15 protein-coding genes are annotated in these 17280 nt (G+C 61.9%); 12 read left to right on the top strand and 3 right to left on the bottom strand.

All coding sequences use genetic code 11. The features are described 5' to 3' along the window. The first annotated feature begins 316 nt into the window (after positions 1–316). The 9 genes from VGN12_30135 to VGN12_30095 all read left to right on the top strand — a co-directional run bounded on the left by VGN12_30135 (position 317) and on the right by VGN12_30095 (position 10002). Entirely contained in the window at positions 317–598 is a 282-nt protein-coding gene (locus tag VGN12_30135) for a hypothetical protein (protein HEY4313740.1), read from the top strand. 534 nt (positions 599–1132) lie between these two features. Then, entirely contained in the window at positions 1133–2179 is a 1047-nt protein-coding gene (locus VGN12_30130; protein ID HEY4313739.1) for a BON domain-containing protein, read from the top strand. Positions 2180–2526: 347 nt separating this feature from the next. Then, complete coding sequence (locus VGN12_30125) at positions 2527–3108, top strand: hypothetical protein (GenBank protein HEY4313738.1); 582 nt, start codon at positions 2527–2529, stop codon at positions 3106–3108. 105 nt (positions 3109–3213) lie between these two features. Then, entirely contained in the window at positions 3214–5715 is a 2502-nt protein-coding gene (locus tag VGN12_30120) for a tetratricopeptide repeat protein (GenBank protein HEY4313737.1), read from the top strand. Between the two features lie 51 nt (positions 5716–5766). Next, entirely contained in the window at positions 5767–6624 is an 858-nt protein-coding gene (locus VGN12_30115) for a MotA/TolQ/ExbB proton channel family protein (protein ID HEY4313736.1), read from the top strand. Positions 6625–6678: 54 nt separating this feature from the next. Further along, positions 6679–7098, top strand: coding sequence for a biopolymer transporter ExbD (locus VGN12_30110; GenBank protein ID HEY4313735.1), 420 nt, complete (start codon positions 6679–6681; stop codon positions 7096–7098). Positions 7099–7102: 4 nt separating this feature from the next. Next, a complete protein-coding gene (locus VGN12_30105; GenBank protein HEY4313734.1) occupies positions 7103–9118 on the top strand; it encodes a hypothetical protein in 2016 nt (671 codons plus the stop codon). 334 nt (positions 9119–9452) lie between these two features. Next, a complete protein-coding gene (locus VGN12_30100; protein ID HEY4313733.1) occupies positions 9453–9647 on the top strand; it encodes a twin-arginine translocase TatA/TatE family subunit in 195 nt (64 codons plus the stop codon). Positions 9648–9711: 64 nt separating this feature from the next. Next, the gene (locus tag VGN12_30095) at positions 9712–10002 is read left to right on the top strand and encodes a twin-arginine translocase TatA/TatE family subunit (protein ID HEY4313732.1); all 291 of its coding nucleotides are present in this window, start codon (positions 9712–9714) and stop codon (positions 10000–10002) included. Between the two features lie 154 nt (positions 10003–10156). Here the strand turns inward: VGN12_30095 and VGN12_30090 are convergent, their stop codons facing one another. Next, entirely contained in the window at positions 10157–11146 is a 990-nt protein-coding gene (locus VGN12_30090; GenBank protein HEY4313731.1) for a hypothetical protein, read from the bottom strand. A 269-nt stretch (positions 11147–11415) separates the two neighbouring features. On the opposite strand from VGN12_30090, the gene VGN12_30085 reads away from it, so the two are divergent. Then, the gene (locus VGN12_30085) at positions 11416–12990 is read left to right on the top strand and encodes a D-aminoacylase (protein ID HEY4313730.1); all 1575 of its coding nucleotides are present in this window, start codon (positions 11416–11418) and stop codon (positions 12988–12990) included. 11 nt (positions 12991–13001) lie between these two features. Here the strand turns inward: VGN12_30085 and VGN12_30080 are convergent, their stop codons facing one another. Further along, the gene (locus VGN12_30080; GenBank protein HEY4313729.1) at positions 13002–13988 is read right to left on the bottom strand and encodes a Gfo/Idh/MocA family oxidoreductase; all 987 of its coding nucleotides are present in this window, start codon (positions 13986–13988) and stop codon (positions 13002–13004) included. Between the two features lie 257 nt (positions 13989–14245). On the opposite strand from VGN12_30080, the gene VGN12_30075 reads away from it, so the two are divergent. Continuing rightward, entirely contained in the window at positions 14246–14380 is a 135-nt protein-coding gene (locus VGN12_30075; protein HEY4313728.1) for a hypothetical protein, read from the top strand. A gap of 28 nt (positions 14381–14408) precedes the next feature. Here the strand turns inward: VGN12_30075 and VGN12_30070 are convergent, their stop codons facing one another. After that, complete coding sequence (locus VGN12_30070) at positions 14409–15635, bottom strand: threonine synthase (GenBank protein ID HEY4313727.1); 1227 nt, start codon at positions 15633–15635, stop codon at positions 14409–14411. 208 nt (positions 15636–15843) lie between these two features. Between VGN12_30070 and VGN12_30065 the strand changes: the two genes are divergently transcribed. Beyond that, the gene (locus VGN12_30065) at positions 15844–17271 is read left to right on the top strand and encodes a DUF1501 domain-containing protein (GenBank protein HEY4313726.1); all 1428 of its coding nucleotides are present in this window, start codon (positions 15844–15846) and stop codon (positions 17269–17271) included. Positions 17272–17280: the final 9 nt, after the last annotated feature.

Here is a 17280-nt window from a genome sequence, read left to right as displayed (position 1 = left end):
GCCGAATTGCTAGCAATCCATGACCTCGCTGTGGAGAAGGATCTCCGCAGCGAGGTTTTTTAATTGCGCCAAATATTGTGGCGTGCGAGAGTTACTATCGACGCTCGTTTCCCTCTGGCCAGTCCATCTCAAAGATTGATCTTCTCCGGCATGCAACTCGCTGTTACGCTCGCCCAAGCCGTGCAGGATGCCCGGCTCTCGGTCGCGAACACGTCCCGCAACGTGTCACGACTTTTCGACCCCATCGCCCCGGCCGCGCGCCGCTAGCAATAGTGCGCTCGCGGGGCGCTCGCCTTCCGCATGATGTGGAGAAGCGATGCATCACGAGCTACGTCCCTTTCTTCCCCTGTGGTGGTTCGCCGCCGTTCAAGCACTGGGCCTGGTCAGTGCCTGGTTCGCCCGCGTACACCAGGGCTCGCACCGCCAGGCGGCATTTCACGCTGTCTTCTTCCTGTCACTGGCGGCCGTCGGCGGAACTACGCTGGTCGCGGCGGTTACCAGCCCCGCGGGAGCGCTGATCACCGGCACGACGTTGGCCATCATGGTCCTGACGACCGTGTGGGACTTCAACAACGGCAAGAAGGCCCTGGCCCGCTAGCGGTCGAGCGCGGCATTTGACGTCCGTGGTCGCTTAGCTACCGCCGAACTTTGAGTACGGCATCGGACCGGAATGCCTCGCGCTATCGGCTCGTTAACTCTCTTTGCGCGCGGTCCGCGCGCGGGCGCCCCCTTTTTACTTTCACCTGGTCGCCCCGTTTTGCCTTGGCTACTCCGAAGAACCGCCAAAATCGGCAAAATCGAAAAAAAGGCTCCCTTCCGCAGAGCCGCAGGTCGAAATCTATATCCAGGCAATTCGATCGTGCAGGAGGTTGCGCGGGGGGTTCGTCGCATCTTCCAGGCCGTGAATCGGTTACAGGCGATTCCGCCCGTCCCGGCCGCACCTTTCGTGTACTGATCTTCATTGCTTCGTGCCTGCCGCACGCCGCTGTAGGAGAAGGAAAGCCCTCCGGGGCTGGCCGCTCGCAGCGAATGCGACATGCACCCGGCGCGAACCGCCAAGACCTGCTGCGAAGGCACAGCCAACTTCGCCAAGAATCATTACACGCTTCCGATCGAAAGGGAGGGACGGAGCATGCGACGTTTTTTCTTCGCGCTGGCGACTTGCGCCGTGGCCAGTGTCTGGCCGGCCATTGCGTCGGCCGATAACAAGGAATTCTCACAAGCAGTCGCCGCAACGCTGCGCGACAGCGGACGATTGTCCGACTATCAGATTGGCGTGACGACCAAAGACGATGTCGTTTATCTGAACGGCCGCGTCGCCAGTCAGCAGCAAGGCGCGTTGGCCGTGCAGATGGCTTCGGCGATGCCCGGCGTCAGTAAGGTCGTCAACAATCTCGACGTCAAAGCCACCAAGAAAAACGGTGGCGGTAATCGTCAACAGAACGCGTCGGGGGGCGAAGACGGGATGGCCAGCGGCCGCAAGATGATCTTTCCCGATCCGTCGGTCCCCGCCAAAACTGGCGGTAAGGGGCTGCTCGCGAAGGGGCGTTCGAAACAGCCCTCGACGGCCGGCAAGAAACTTTCGCCCGCCACGTCGCAGGCTTACGCCGTGCAACAGGTCTCGCAAAACGTGCCCGACTCATTCACGCCCACCGAGAGTGAGCAGATGATGCAGGCCCCGATGATGGTGAATGGCCCAGGCATGCAAGGCCCGATGATGCTGCCAAGCCCGCAGCAGATGCAAGGCCCGCAAATGATGCAGGCACAAATGTCGCAACAACAGATGATGCCCAATGCGGCTCGCCTGGCGATGGCTCCGATCGGTGCGGCCGGTGCCGCGGCCGGCGCCATGATGGGTCAATGCCCGCCGGGCGGTGGCCCCGGAGGAATGGGTGGCGGACCAGGCGGACCGTACGGTGGACCGCAACCAATGGGCGTGCCGGCCGTCAGCGGCGGCGTCGCTCCGGCTCGCTACGACCAGCCGAACATGCCGAACTATGCGTGGCCGAGCTACGCCGCGCACCCGAACTACGCCGCTGTCGCTTACCCGCGGCAATACTCGCCGACCGCCTGGCCGTACATTGGTCCCTTCTATCCGTATCCCCAAGTGCCGCTTGGCTGGCGCAAGGTGATGCTGGAATGGGACGACGGCTGGTGGATGCTGAACTTCAAGCAGTAACGCGCCACGACGCGTTGTTTGTGAAATCCCAAGGCCCCGTTCCGACAGGAGCGGGGCCTTTTTCGTGCGCGATTCGCGCGGTGACTGTTCACGATTCAACCTCGGCAACCGCGCGCCGCAGATTGGCCAATGAATCCGCGGCATCGACGCGACTCATGGCAATATCATTTTCCGTCGCCACCGGAAAAACCCGCAAGTTCGGCACAGTTTAACACGATAAAAATCTCAGCCATCCAGGGTTCTGCGCAGCGAGTTGCTCAGACTCTGTCAACGCCTGCTCTCTCGCGAGAGTCGCGTTCGGCAAAAGCATAGTTAGGACGGACGTTATCCGAGGGGGGATTCGCACGATGTCAGCTCGTCACCTGAAATACCTGCTGTTGCTCGCTTCGGCGCTGCCGGCCTTCGCCTCCACGGGATGCGCTTGGCCGCTGGCCACCGCCTCGGGCCCGGTGCTTCAGTTCCCCTGGCCGATGCCGGTCAGTCCGTACTTCCAAAAGAAGCATGAAGACAAGTTCTGGGTCCACGAGCGCTACGAGCGCGTACCGATCTTGGGCCCGATCACCAACGGTGCGGAACCGGTCGCCCTCGATCCTCCCAGCCCGGACGAAGTGATGCGGGCCCTGGAAAAGATCCATCCCGTGTCGGGCAACGTGCCGTTGCTGTACGAAAAGCAGCGTAACAACGTCCGCATGACGATCGAGCGGATCTCAGATTACACCGATCCGCCGCGGTTCTATCCGCTAATCGGCCCGGCTCAACATCACCACTGCCATTACAAATGCACGATCTACTACACCGACACGACACGCTGTGGCTACCCAGTGCCTACCACCACAGTCGACGAAGACTCGCGTGAAGTTGTCTACATCGATCACAACCACCTGCACATGGTGGGGAACGTCGACGATGCTGGCATCGGGATCCCCTAACCGACAACACCAAGTTTTTCCGATACGTCTCGTACCAGGCAATCTCTGAGATCACCAGCTTTGTACGACGCCAACGAGGCCCTCGGTTTATGAGAGAAGGTTGCCATGCAACCGCGATTGGTCATAGCGGCCATTGCCGCGCTGTCGCTGGTCAGCGGACTGATGGTGACGGTCCGCGCCGGCGAAGCGGATGACCAGTACCGGCTGGCGGCCGTTCACTACCAGCAAAAGCGCTGGGAGCTAGCGGCCGCCGAGTTTCGCTCGTTCCTGGCGGACTATCCGGGGGATAACCGGGTAGCTGCCGGCCAGTTCTACCTGGGCGAAGCGCTGGTTCAGTTGCGTGATTTTCCTGCCGCTGCGCAGGCCTTCACCCAGGCCCAACGCGCAAGCGACGCCGACCTGAAGCGCAAAGCCCTGTACCGCGCCGGCGAAGCCCGTTACCTGGCCGGCCGGCCGGCGGACGCTGAACACGATCTCGAAGAATTCTGCCGGCGTTACCCTGACGACAAGCTTGCCGGGTACGCCCTGGCTTTTCGCGGCGAAATCGCCCTGGCGGACAATCGCGTCGACGATGCCGAACGCCATTTTCGCGCCGCCCTGGATAGCAAACTCGAAGGCGCCCTGGCGGACGACTGCCGGTTAGGGCTTGCCCAGGTGTGGCAAAAGCAACGTCGACTGGAAGATGCCCAGCAGTTGCTGTCGGATCTGGCCGATGCCGGCGGAGCCAAGCAGGCCGAGGCCCATTTCCATTTGGCGATGCACGCCTACGCGGCCGCCGATTATCAAACGGCAGAAAGTTCCTTCGCCGCCGCCGAAGCCGCTGCCAGCGGGAACCTTGATAAAAAGGACACTACCGGCGGCACTGCAGCCACGAATCAATCGTTAGCCGACCGCGCACAACTAGGCCGAGCTCGCTGCCTGTTTCATATGCAAAAATACGGGCAGGCCGCGACCGTACTTGAGTCACTGACCGAACATGGCTTGCTGCGCGCCGAAGCCCGCTATTGGCTCGGTCTGACGCGCAAGGCACAGGGCGAGTGGGATCTTGCCGCGCCACTATTGGCCGCGGCCGCCGACGCCGCCACCACCACCGAACGGCAAACGGCCGCCCAGGCGGAACTGGCCGCGTGCTATGCCGGTGCCCAAAAATTCGCAGAAGCTAAAGCCGCTTACAAAGCGTTGCTAATCGAGCATCCCACCGAAGAACTTCGGCGATCGACGACCGAGGTCTTGGCAGCCACGGCGCTCGCCGGTGGAGAACTCTCCTGGTCCGCGGAACTATATGAATCGCTGTCGGGCGACGACCAGCCCGCGGCCTGCGCCGCACGCGGATTGCTGGGGCTCGCGCGTTCGCAGCGAGCCAACGATCAATCCGAGGCGGCCCTCGCAACGCTGACACGTCTGCTCGCACGATACCCGCAGGAATCAGCAGTCTTGGAAGGGGCCTTGCTGCACGGCCAGACTCTGGAACAACTCGACCGTGCCGATGACGCATTGAACGTGTACAAGGCGATTATCAAGCAGCACGCCGTGGCTCCCGAGGCCGACGACGCTCTGGCCCGTGCGGCACAGCTCTGCACGACGCTCAAGCGTTGGCACGACGCCGGATCCTATTATCAACAGTTAATCGCCCGTCCAAGTCACGCGATTGATCGCGATCTGATCCTATATCGTTGGGCCAGCGTCGCCGCCCGCGATGATCAAGCCTCGGACTCTTATGCGTTGTTCGAGCGCTTACGGACCGAATATCCCGCTAGCGTTTATTACGGCGAAGCCACGTGCCGGCTGGCCCACCGCGCGATTCAGGAAAAGCGTTACACCGCGGCGGACGAGCTGCTCTCGACATTGAACGACCGCGTCCTTTCGGACGACGTTGATGACCGGCAGTTGTTCCTGCGCGGACAATCCGCCGCAGGGCAGGAAAAATGGGATGCGGTAGCGACGCCACTCGAACAGCTCATCGCGAACCACTCGGATTCGCCACGGCGGCTGGCTGCGGAATACTGGATCGCCGAAGCCGAATATCATCAAGAACACTTTGACCAGGCGGCGACAAAATTCGCCGCGCTCGAAGGACGCCTACGCGACGGTGCATCTGCGGACGCTGCCGCCTGGCGAGCGATGGTCCCCCTGCGCCGCGCTCAGATCTTCGCGCAGCAGGCAGACTGGACCGAGGCGCTCGAGACGGCCACCTCGATCACCAAAGCATACCCAGACTTTTCGCAGCAGTTCGAAGCGGACTACGTCATCGGCCGCGCGTATGCCGCGCGGGCCGAATTCGATCAGGCACGTCAGGCATACCGCCGTGTTATCGCCTCGGCCGCTGGTGGAAAGACCGAAACTGCGGCCATGGCCCAGTGGATGATCGGCGAGACATACATGCATCAGGGCAACTACCAAGGAGCGCTGCGCGAGTATTTGAAAGTCGAAATCCTGCACGCGTATCCCAAGTGGCAAGCGGCCGCGCTATTGCAGGCCGGCAAGTGCCAAGAGCTGCTCAAGAAGCCCCGCGAAGCAACGGCGACCTATCAGCGTCTGCTGCACGAATACCCCGATACCAAGTTCGACCAGGAGGCCGCCCTGCGGCTTGCCCAACTGCGCAGATGAGCGAACATCCTCGTCTCGATCCAGCGACCATTCCTTACAGGACCACGAATCATGCGTACCTCGGCATCCAAACTCTACATGCGGCTGGCACTGCTCGTGGCCATTGCCGGACTGGTGCTGCCGGTGGTGCTCTCGCGCCCCAGTTCGGCACAATCGGCTGGCGGGCCGACGGCAGTGCGTGAGGAAGAGACAGACATCGAGAGCCCCACGGCACATTCGCCAATGGTCTTCTCAGAGAAAAATCTGTTCTCGATCGTCAAGGCCGGCGGCGTGATGATGATCCCCATCGCCTGCTGTTCATTCGTGTTCCTGGTCTTCACCTTCGAACGGGCCATTGCGTTACGAACCGGCCGCGTGATTCCACGCCCCTTCGTCAAGCGATTCATGCACCGCCTGCACGAGGGCGAATTGGATCGCGATCAGGCGCTGGTGCTGTGCGAGGAAAACGGCAGCCCCGTGGCGCAAGTTCTCGCCCACGGTGTACGTAAGTGGGGCCGCCCGGCAGTCGAAATCGAGCAGGCGCTGCTCGATGGCGGGGAGCGCGCCGTCAATGGCCTGCGCAAGTACCTGCGGGTCATTAACGCCGTCGCCACGATCTCGCCTCTCTTGGGGTTGCAAGGCACGGTGTTCGGCATGATCCATTCGTTTAATCAAATCTCGGCGAGTGACGCGATGGGCAAGCAAGAGCTATTGGCCGGTGGCATTAGCGAAGCTCTGTTGACCACAGCCGGTGGATTGACCGTCGCCATTCCGTCGCTGGCCGCTTACCTGTACTTCCTGGGCCGGGTCGACCGGCTGGTGATCGAGATCGACGCTCTGGGCCAGGAGCTGGTGCATGAGATTTCGGCCGAGGCGATCGCCGAGAGCGAAAAGCCACGCACCTCGCGCGCACGCCGCGAAGCCGCCTAACGCCGCAGGCGCGACTAACTGTCGCCCGCTCACGAAACACTCAAGGTTGCAGCCATGCCGCTGAAAACGCAAATCGAAGAAATGCCCAACCTGAACATGACGTCGATGATCGACATCGTGTTCTTGTTGATCATCTTCTTCATGGTCGGCACGAAGTTCGCCGAGCAGGAACGCAAGATCGGGCTCGAGGTGCCGCGAGTCAGCGATCACGGCGCGTTGACTAATGCCCCCGATCAACGCGTCGTCAACGTCTATCGCGACGGCGAAATCACGATCGATGGGCAATCCGTTTCGCTCGCTGAGCTCACGTCGAAACTGACGGGGGCCCGCCAGCAATATGCTGAGCTGGGCGTGTTGGTCCGCGGGGATGGCACCGGCGAATTTCAACGCGTGGCGGATGTCCTGAACGCTTGCAAGCAAGCCGGTATCGCGCAATTGGCTATCTCGGTCAAAGTCGAGCAGCGACGGAGATAGCCAGATGTTGACGGCCTTGCAGCCGATTATTGATTTCGTCTTCAGCCCGCGCATGGTCGTTGGCCTGGTGTGGACCGGCATGGCCGCGATCACCGTGGCGTTGTTCGTCCTCATGCGGACCCGTTGGGGGCACGAGCAACCCTTGCGCAAATGCGTGGTGCTGTCGTTGTTCGTGCATCTACTGTTCATCGCTTATGCCACGACGGTCCATATCGTGCGCAGCCATCCTGGTCGTGGGCGGGGTCATGGAACGGCGATCAAGGTCACGGATCTTATTGGCTATGACACGGTCGATGCCAAGGGGGCCGAAGACGGTCGCGACGGTGGCCGTGAAAAGGCACCCTGGGATGCCCCTACTGAGTCGCCGCGGGTTGAGCCGAAGCTCGTCGACGTTCCGCCGGATGATTCGCGCGAGCCGATCGACGAAATCGTGCCCGTCGAAGCCGCCGCGGCACCGACGCTCCCCCACATGATCGTCGGCGCACATAACGAACTTCCGCTAGCGCCCCCCGAAACAACGATCACCGTGCCGACTTCCGCGCCGGAGCCAATCGACGTCGCAACGAGCGAACCGGCGCCCGCCGCGCAAGCGCCCGTGGACGCACGCCCGAGCGAGCTCGAACAGCCGCCCGAGATATCTGCGCCGACAGCCATCGACAAACCTAATGCTGCTGCGGTCGCGGCGCTTGCCACGGCTTCCGCCGCCGCGCTAGCGACCGACATCAATAGCACCGCAACGAACGATGCGCTCTTGGCGGGGGAAACGGTTACCAGAACAGAGAGCCCGCTGCCGGCGCACGAAGCCGATATCGGCGTGCTTGTGGCCGTGCGCCCTCGGCCGGTCGTCACCGCGGTCCCACCTCCTGCGCCTCGGGATCCGAACGCTCCGCTTTCGGCGTACGAGGTACCCGAGATGTATCGCGAGCGTTCCGCGGCGAATCGCTTGCGGATCGCGGAAAGTTACGGCGGCTCAGCCCAGACCGAGGCCGCGGTGAATGCCGCGCTCGACTGGCTCGCCAAGCATCAATCTGCCGATGGACGTTGGGACGCGAGCGATCACGGTGGCGGACGCGAAACGCACACCCTCGGCCAAGATCGGAAACAAGCCGGTGCGCAGGCCGACACCGGGGTTACGGGCTTGGCGCTATTAACCTTCTTGGCCGCCGGCCACACGCATCAAAGTGGTGGACATGCCGACGTCGTCAAACGCGGCATTGACTTTCTCATCGCCTCTCAAGGTCCCGACGGCAACTTGGCGGGCAATGCCGAAACCTTCGCCCACATGTATTGTCATGGCATGGCGACGCTGTCCTTGTGCGAAGCGTCGGCCATGACCGGCGACAAGCGACTCGCAAGCCCTGTACGACGCGCGATCGCGTACACGATCGCGGCGCAAAACCTTGCGACCGGTGGATGGCGCTACAAACCGCCGTACCCGCGCGGCGAACGTGGCGATACCAGCCAACTCGGCTGGCAATTAATGGCGCTGAAGAGCGCCGAGTACTCCGGCTTGCCAATTCCGGAAAGCACGCGGCAAGGGATCGTCCGCTATCTGAACAGCGTCTCCGCGGGCACCAGTGGCGGCCTGGCCTCTTATCGCCCGGAAGAGCGTCCGACTCATTCGATGACCGCCGAGGCGCTGGTTTGCCGCGAGTTCCTGGATTTGCTGGTTGCCGGCGCTGGTGATGAAGCCCGTGATTTCCTGCTGGGACAATTACCCGGCCAAGGCACGCCGAACTTCTACTACTGGTATTACGGCACGTTGGCCATGTTCCGCATGCAAGGCCCGCGATGGGTGAAGTGGAACGAAGCCGTCAGCACTGCTTTGGTTAACAGCCAATCGACCTCGGGCGATGCGTCCGGCAGTTGGGATCCCGATCCGTTGTGGGGTGGCTACGGCGGACGTGTCTTCTCGACGTCGCTGGGGGCACTCTGTCTCGAGGTTTACTATCGCTACCTGCCGCTCTACAACACCGGGGGCGGCGAGGCGACCGCGCGACGCCAAAAGCCCGTGAATTGACGCGCGATGGCCGCGATACAATGCGCACGGCAGTCATCAGTCAGGCGAGGCGGGCGGATCGGAATCGGGCATCCCTTCGGTAGTTAGGGCCGAAAAGCCGGCCTGACCGCCACACCCAGCGGACCGGGCTTCTGCCGGGCTACTGGCTTTTAGTTTGACTGACCACCGGCCGTCAGTAAAATTAAACTGGTAGGGTGGTTACGCCTGCCCGACGCGCTGTCACCCCGGCAAGGGGACCCCGCCGGCGCAGCGTGTTCGACGATCCCGCCTCGTATTTCCTTCTGGCCCCGCGTCGATTGACCGAATTGGTCGGCGAATCTCGAAAGAGGATTGTATGTTCCCCCTAGCCATGATCGGTCCTACCGAGATTTTGATCGTCGGAGCGGTCGTCCTGCTGTTGTTCGGCAATCGCTTGCCAAGCGTTATGCGTTCGATGGGGCGCAGCGTGGTCGAGTTCAAAAAGGGGGTCCAGGGAATCGAGGACGACTCCGAAGGTGCCCCCCCGAAAGTTACCCAAGTCAAGAAATAGGCGCCGCAGCGCGTGTTGTTACCGCCGCGTGCCTGAACCAGCTTTCTGATAAGAGGACTTAGTTATGTTTGGTCTCAGCCCGATGGAAATCGCGATCGTAGGCGCCGTGGCCGTGCTGCTGTTTGGCAGCCGCTTGCCGAGCGTGGCCCGTTCCCTCGGTAAGAGCATGACCGAGTTCAAAAAGGGCCTCAGCGGCATTGAGGAAGAGGTAAGCAGCGCTTCCTCACGCCCCAGCCGAGTGACGAACTACCCGCCGGCCGACGATCGCGACGAAGCGACGGCCCCCAAGTTCGTCCCTCCCACGAGCGAGCCGACGACCGTCGAACCGCAGAACGAAAACACGGTCGGCGCCTAAGCTCAGAAAGCGGACGCAGCCAGGCGTCACGCGTAAGCGCTGTGCCAACTGTCCTGGGTGTGATGCTCACGACAGCGTGAGCGTGCTGGCGCTAAATTTCAGCGGCACCGCCAAGGTGCACTCTTCAAGCGTTCGAAACGCCGCTCGGCCGCAATTACCTCGTGGCCTTCTTCGGCTTGGCTTTCGACGGCGCCCGCACCAGTGCGTATGGCACGCGCGGCGGATAGGCCAGGAACACCGCCGGATCATCGATCACCCAGCCGGTTGTCCAGTTCTGGCCATCATTCGATCCGAAGATGTCAAAAAAGACATCGATAAAGTACAGGCATTGGAAGTTGTAGGGAAATTGCGACGCGACGCGATCCGATGCCCTTAGATCGTCGATTCCCTGGCGAACATAATAGTGGATCATGCCATCGCCGGTGAACGACATGCCAAGCGTGTACCAGCCCCCTTCTTTGATAGGCAGAGAGCGATAGTCGCCGCCCGGGTTCGACGCGCGAATCACCCAATAGGCGGGTGCCTCGTTCTTGTGGCGTTCGGCGGGGCGCTTGTAATTGACGAAAATGCCAGGCCAGTACGGTTCGGTCTCGTCCTTATCCTGTTTCTTGCCGCGCACCGTGGCTCGCAGACTGAAGGACGAACCGCTGCGTTCTTCGAATTCTTCCCACGGCGGTACGAAAACGCGCACTACGACGCTCGGCCCCTGTGCCACCGGGATGTAACGTCCGATCCGCGCGTTGACGCTCATGAAGACGTCGTCCTGCTCTCCCTTACGTGTCAGTTGACCAGGAATGCCGGTCGCCTTTGACGCCATGAGCAATGACCATTCGCTGCCCGCCAATCCGCCCTCGGGCGTGGGGACGCGTTGCATGACGTCGGGCTGCCCGCGGTCGATATTCTCGCGCCAGCGCCCATTTTTCGATTGGCCAGCCGGGAACCGCGAGTTCTTGTCCAGATCGACGCTGGCTTTCGGGCTATTGAAGTTGTAGCCCCACTGCGGATCCTCGAAATCGTCACCGACGATATCCAGGCATTGCCCGGAACCCGGCACGATGCCGGCCGCGTCGGCCGGAGCAGCGGCGACAGCAACGATCCCAAATGCGGTGAGCAACCAGCTAGCGACCCAGTGCTTGATCTTCATGGCCCTGGCCTTGCGAAGTGCTTCTGACAGAATCCGCAGCGCGCGGACTTCCGGCTTATCGGACCTGGTCGAACCGAGAATCAAGCAGTCGGATACGCGGTACGCGCAGCCCGCCGCAACAACGCCGCGCCCATAAGTTTCGCGGTTTACCAGGTCCGCACGATCTATTGCTGGCGTCGCTGGCGCTTGCCCGGCCAGCAGGTGCCCGGTTACGCTGAGGCGCGCTTGCGATTCCCGCCTTCGCCTCCTCTGACTTCGCCCCCTGATTCATGGCTGACTTCGATCTGCTCATCCGCGGCGGCACCGTTATCGATGGCTCGGGCAAGCCACGCCTGCGCGCGGACGTCGCCGTGCGTGCCGACCGCATCGCCGCGGTCGGAATCCTGCCCGGTGCCAGTGCCAAGACAACGATCGACGCCGTCGGCTTGATCATCGCGCCAGGCTTTATCGACGTACACAATCATTCAGACGGTTGGCTGCTGAAGACGCCGAACTTCGCCTCGAAGACGCTGCAAGGCTTCACGACCGAAGTGCTGATGTCTGACGGCATCTCTTACGCGCCGGTGACGCCGGAACTGGCGCCCCAATGGCTCTACTATCTGCGATCGCTTAACGGCCTGGTGCAGCACGACTATCGAGGCTGGCAGTCGATCGGAGACTACCTCGCGCTCTTGCATCGGCGAACGGTTCAAAACGTCGTCGCCCAGGTCCCCTATGCGAACGTTCGCGTATTAGCGCTCGGCTGGGGGCGCGAACAGCCTGACGACAGCCAGTTGCGCCGCATGCGTTATGAAGTGCGGCGCGGCATGGACGAAGGGGCGACGGGCGTATCGACCGGCATGGACTACGTCTCGCAGTGCTTCGCCGACACAGACGAGCTGGTCGAAGTCATTGCCGCCAGTTCCCCAAGCGGGGGCATCTTCGTCACGCATGTCCGCTATAAGCGCGGCACGCTGGCCGGCGTGCGCGAAGCCGTCGAGATTGGTCGCCGCGCCGGCGTAGCCGTTCACATTTCGCACCTGAAAGCTAGTAGTTCGCGCGAAGCGGACGAGCTGCTGACCTACATCGATCAGACGGCCCTACACGAAGTTGACTTTTCGTTCGACATTTATCCGTACACTCCCGGCAGTTCGATGCTCAATTCGCTGCTGCCGTACGAAGTGTGGGAAGATGGACCGCTCGGTGTTCTCAGTCGGCTAGCTGACCCAGTGGTGCGCCGTCGTTTTGCGGTGCAACTGGCCGATGGTGTTCTCAATTTGGACAACATACGTATTGCCTGGGTTGGCAGCGTCGACAATCAGCCGCTGCTCGGCATGTCCTTGGCGGAATACACGCGTCGCGACGAGCGCTCGCCGGCTGATGCCATTTGCGATCTGTTGATCGAAGAGAATCTGGCCGTGAACTGCGTTTTCCACCTGGCCGACGGTGCCGTCGTCGAGCCCTTTTTGACTCATTCCCGCTTCATGCTGGGCAGCGACGGCATCTTCTTTCCCGACGCCTTGATCCACCCGCGGCAATTTGGCTCGGCAGCAAGAATGCTAGGCACGTTGGTCCGCGACCGGCGTTTGTTCACGCTCGAAGCGGCGGTCCGCAAGATGACCTCGATCCCGGCGGCACGTTTCGGACTGACCGACCGCGGCCAAATCGCAGAAGGTGCGTTTGCCGACATCGTCGCCTTCGATCCCGACACGATCGCCGACCGCGCCACGTTCGCCGATCCGCAGCAATATGCCTCGGGTGTCGAGCACGTGATCGTTAATGGCACACTGATCGTGACCGCGGGCACGCCGATCGACCAATTCGACGGTCCGCTACCGGGTCGGGCGCTGCGTTACCGCGCATAAGATCGACGCCCTTACCGATCGAGTGGCATTTTCGCTGCCGTAAGCATTGCTTCGAGCACGGCCAGGTCGTGTTCGTACGAGAAATCAGGCTCCTTCTCGCCGCGAATCACACGCGCCAGGTCCGCCATATCCCCCACATAGCGAGGATAATCGCCGAAGGGTATCTCTTGATAACCTTTCTTGTATTGATCGCGCGGTTTGGAGAGAGCCAACTGCACGTTGGGCTCGTCGAGCGGTTGCACGTGGCACGTCCCCTCACTTCCGCACACGACAAAATGCCGACGTGCTCCTCCTTCCACTTCCATAGCACTGCTCTTTACCGTCGCAATTGCTCGTGGGTATTCGAGCACGGCCAGCGTGTTATCAGCCAGGGAATCGTCCATCGGCGCGACATGTTGCAGGTAAGACGTTACGCGCGTCGGCCGCCCCATGAGGCCGATCACCAGGTCGATCAAATGGCAGCCCTGCTCGAACATCATGCCGCCCGCGAACTCGGCAAACGCGCGGCGCGACGGCGGATTCACCACCTTGCTCATCACGGCGTGAATCTCGAACGGCTCGCCGAGATATCCTTTCTTCAGCACTTCTCGCAATAGCTGGATGCCGGGGTTGTAGCGATACATGTAGCCCAATTGCACGACCAGATGTTTACTTGCTGCGGTGTCCAGCAGTCGGCGGAATCGGGGCAACGAAGCTCCGCCCGGCTTCTCCAAATGCAGATGCTTGCCTGCCGCGATTACTCGCTCGCCGGCGACCAGTAGATCAGGAACATTGGTCTCAACGACCACGGCCTCGAGCCCTGGCAGATTGAGCAACTCCTCTTCGGTCAAAAAGGGCACGTCGCGATAAGCGGCCGACTGCAGGGCGGCTGCGGCCAGCTTCGCGTTCGCTTCCACCACACCGACAACTTCGTACCGGTCCGAGGCTCGCAAGACCTGCATCTTGCCCTCGGCGTGCGAATGTCCGGTACCGATCTGGCCGATTTTGATGCGTTCCATGATTGTGTGCGTTGCAAGGAGGATCGGGCGTCACCCGGAAAGCCGCGATGGCGAATCGATCGGAGTTGTTACACGCGTTGCATGACCAGACGCGTCGAGCGGCGTCGCCGGAACGACGATGAATTCCAATTTTGCTGGCCGCTTGCCGCCACGTGATATAGGCTTATGCTAGCGGAGCTACTCAGATTTTGCTTGCGGACATCTGCGGCCGGGAAATAGGGCGAATCGAAGCCCGACTCGGCCCCCAGGGACGAATCATGTCAGGAACGCTCATCGCTGGGGCGATTGTCCTGGGCGTCGTCATTATCGTGGCATTGGCCGTGGCCGTGGCGGTGCGCCCCGCCGATAATCGCCCCCACAATAGCGACGGTCCTCCGACGACGTTGCTCTGAGCCCGTCGCGTGCTTTGCTTTCCGAATATCAGCCGCGCGCTATCTGCTCCCAGTCCAGCGGCGCATCCTTGTCGAGCCGCGGCAGCGGGACCGCCATCGCTTCGGGATATTTCTGCGCCGCGCCGGTGTTGAAGACAACGACGCGCTCTTCAGGTTCGATCCATCGCTCGGCCGCCAGTTGCTCGACGGCGCCCAAACAGGCCGCCGTCTCGGGGCAGATCGATATTCCTTCACTCGCCGTACCCAACGCCATCCAATAGCACAACCGCGTTTCGTCGACCGCCACGGCGCGGCCTTCGCTGGCGCGAACGGCGTCCAGGATCATGAAATCGCCGACCGCGGCCGGCACGCGAATTCCGCTCGCCACGGTCCTGGCGTCCGGAAACGGCTGCGCAAAACGCTCGCCCGCTTCGAAAGCCCGCACGATCGGAGCACACCCCGAGGATTGCACCGCCACCATCCGCGGGCGGCGCGCATCTTCGAGCCAGCCCAACTCGGCCAACTCTTCGAAGGCTTTCCACATACCAATCAAACCAGTGCCGCCACCAGTTGGATAAACGATCACATCAGGCAACTGCCAGCCGAACTGCTCGGCCAGTTCCAGTCCCATCGTTTTCTTACCCTCAATGCGATACGGCTCCTTCAGCGTTGACATGTCAAACCAATCGAGATGCTGCTTCCCCTCGCGCACGATCCGGCCGCAATCGGTAATTAGACCGTTGACGAGAAAAGTCTTCGCGCCGGCCAAACGACATTCGAGTTGGTTGATCACTGGCGTATCCTGCGGCATGAAGACGAACGCCTCGATGCCCGAGCGGGCGGCATAGGCGGCCATTGCGCCGCCGGCGTTGCCCGCCGTGGGGATTGCCACGCGCCGGATTCCGAACTGGCCCGCCATCGTAATGGCCATCGCCAAACCGCGGCTTTTGAAGCTGCCGGTCGGTAGCCGGGACTCGTCCTTGATGTACAGATTGTCCAATCCGAAGCGATGTCCCAGTCGCCGGCAGCGCAAAATCGGCGTCATCTGTTCGCCAAGCGAAACGATGAATTTTTCGTCGGCCGGCGGTAACAGCTCGCGGTAGCGCCACATCATGGGAGGGCGCAGAACCAGGTCCTCGCGCGTGACGGCCTGCCGCACCGCGTCCAGATCGTAGCGCACCCACAAAGGACGGTCCTTGTAAAGCGTTTGCGGCTCGTCGGCCGGCAGATGCGTGCCATCAATGGCACTTTCCAAATGGGTGACAAAACAGGACATAGAGCGGTCTCAGGATAATAAAGAGTCGAATGTCGAACGGGCGACGCGAAGTCGTTTTGTATCTCGCAGGCCCCTCGATGCCAACCGGTGGCGGCAAACCAGGATGCATTCTCGTTCACTTATGGGTACAATCCCAGGCACGCCTGTATCCGCCCCCTACCCCGCCCGCGCATCGCTCGAAGTGTCCTCCCCGCCACGGAGTGCGAACATGTCGTCCGCGAAACGTCGCTCGAGCGCCGAGTCATCGCACACAAAAGAGCATCGCCAGGCAGCGGGCATCAATCCCATGTTGCCGCCCACCGGTGACACAATTCGCTGTGGATCGCGCCGCTGGTTTTTGCAAACAGGCACCGCCGGTCTGGCGGGACTGTCATTGGTTGATGTGCTTCGATCACGGACCGCAGCCGAAACCGCAGGAAAAAATACCCGCGGAGACATTCCCGGCGATAAGAAGTCGGTGATTCTCTTCTGGCTCTCCGGCGGTCCCAGCCATATCGACATGTGGGATCCCAAGCCCGAGGCTCCGGCCGAGATTCGCGGACCGTATCAATCCATCGATACAGCCGTGCCCGGCATCCAGGTCTGCGAGCACCTACCGCTAACCGCGCGACTTATGCCGAAGCTGTCGATCATTCGCTCGGTCGATTGCTCGGCCAGCAATCACACGCCGATCACGATGCAAGCCGGCAATGCGCTCGCCCGCCGCAGCGATGACGGCAACGATGGTCAGGGCTACCCATCGATGGGGTCGATCGTTGCCCGCCTGCGTGGAGCAAACGCCCCGAATCTGCCGGCCTTCGTCGGCCTGGCCGATAGCTGGAAGGCCGACGTATGGGGCGCCGGCCACCTCGGAAACAATTACGAACCGGTCAACGGCAAAGAGCTTCCGGGACGGCTGGCGATCCCGAAGGGGATCGCCGTCGAGCGGCTTCGCGACCGCGACGCACTGCGGCACGGGTTCGATCACTTTCGTCGCGATCTGGACCTCTCACGGGCGATGGACAGCTCCGACCGGTTCTCGCAAATGGCCGTCGACATGGTCACAAGCGCACACGTACAGCGGGCCTTCGACGTGTCGCAAGAAACCGACAAAACACGCGATGCGTATGGCCGCAGCAGCTTGGGGGAGAAAACGCTGCTGGCTCGCCGCCTGGTCGAGGCCGGGGTCACATTCACGCTCGTCAGCGGCGCCTGGGGCTACTTCGATCACCATGGCGATGAAGTCAAATGGGGAGGCATCGCCAAGGGTTTGACGCCGCTTCTTCCCTTGGTCGATCAAGCGCTGTTCGCCTTGATCAACGACCTCGAATCGCGTGGGCTGCTGGATTCAACGCTGGTGCTGATGATGGGGGAATTCGGTCGCACGCCCGTGATGACACCCACGGCCGGACGCGGCCACTGGACGAATTGTATGTCGATGATCGCGGCTGGCGGCGGGCTCCCCTGCGGCCAGGTGATCGGTAGCACCGACCGGCGGGGTTACGACATTGCCGAAGCGCCGGTGCGCCCCGCGGATCTCGCGGCGACGGTCTTCCGGCATCTGGACATCGATCTCGCCGCGCAATGGATCAATCGCCAAGGGCGGCCCATCCCGATCGTCACCGAAGGGGGACGACCCATCCCAGGGCTCGGCTAATCGGCGAGG

The organism is Pirellulales bacterium (assembly GCA_036499395.1).
In the GTDB taxonomy this organism is placed as follows: Bacteria; Planctomycetota; Planctomycetia; order Pirellulales; family JACPPG01; genus JACPPG01.
This window is presented reverse-complemented; position numbering and strand designations above follow the sequence as displayed.